The sequence below is a fragment of the Actinoallomurus acaciae genome, assembly GCF_042429965.1.
Classification (GTDB): Bacteria; Actinomycetota; Actinomycetes; order Streptosporangiales; family Streptosporangiaceae; genus Actinoallomurus; species Actinoallomurus acaciae.
Genome location: NZ_JBHLZP010001092.1, coordinates 1 through 1,128 on the forward strand (window position 1 = coordinate 1; position 1,128 = coordinate 1,128).

Here is a 1,128-nt window from a genome sequence, read left to right on the forward strand (position 1 = left end):
CCCGCTCGGCGACGGCCGTCGCGGTGTGCGGCCGCTCCGCCGGGTCCTTGGCGGTCAGCGCGTGGACCAGGTCGGCGAGCCCGGGCGGTACCGACGGAGGGAGCGGCGGCAGCGGCGCGTCACGGTGCGCGAGGACCACGGCGGTCGGGGGTCCCTCGTACGGAGGCCGGCCGGTCAGCGCCTCGAACGCGATGATCCCGAGCGCGTACAGGTCGCTGGCGGCCGTCGCCGGCCTGCCGGTCGCCTGCTCGGGCGAGACGTACTGCGGCGTGCCCATCAGGGTCCCGGTCCGGGTCAGCGAGCTCGCGTCCATCGCACGGGCGAGGCCGAAGTCGGCGACCTTGATCGAGCCGTCGTGGCCCAGCAGCAGGTTCCCCGGTTTGACGTCGCGGTGGACGAGGCCCGCCGCGTGCGCCGTGGCCAGCGCCGACGACGCCGCGGCGATGACGTCGAGCACCCGGCCGGGGCTCATCGGCGCCTCGCGGGCGATCGCCGCGGACAGCGACTCGCCCGCCACGTACTCCATCACCAGATAGGGGGCCTCCCCGCCGTCCCCCTCGCTGTAGTCGAAGACCTGGGCGATGCCCGGATGGGACAGGCCGGCCGCGTGCTGCGCCTCGCGACGGAACCGCTCACGGAACTCCGCGTTGTCGGCGTACTCACCGCGCAGCACCTTGACCGCGGCCGGGCGACCGAGCCCGGTGTCCTCCGTGCGCCAGACCTCACCCTGCCCACCGGCGGCGATGCGCTCCACCAACCGGTAACGGCCGCCCAGCAGCCTGCCCGAATCCAGTGTCGAAGCCATAGTCCGCGCACGATACCCACAAGCGGAGACCTACGGCGACGCGGCGACCGGCCACCGGGCGGCCACGGAACCGCCGGATCCGCCCGGTGGTCACTGCCAGGGAGCCGGCGTCGGCGGCGCCATCGGCGGGGCCGCGTACACGGGCGGCGGGCCCATCTCCTGCGGCGGCCGGCTCCGCAGCAGGAGGGCCGGTACGGCCGCGACGATTCCGATGACCCCGGCCACGACCAGCGGTGTCGACGCCGAGAAGGACGACTGGAAGAAGAGCACCGACAGGGTGCCGCCGAGCGCCAACCCGGCCTGAAGCAGCCCGCCGCCCAGCC

The 1,128-nt window shown here is 74.9% G+C and carries 1 protein-coding gene and 1 pseudogene; both read right to left on the minus strand.

Annotated elements, in window-relative coordinates; translation table 11 throughout:
• Window positions 1-805, minus strand: an 805-nt coding sequence (locus ACFFNX_RS50740) for a serine/threonine-protein kinase (protein WP_378213668.1), incomplete at its 3' end; no start/stop codon positions are given.
• A gap of 90 nt (window positions 806-895) precedes the next feature.
• A pseudogene (locus tag ACFFNX_RS50745) lies at window positions 896-1,128 on the minus strand (hypothetical protein); the annotation flags it as partial.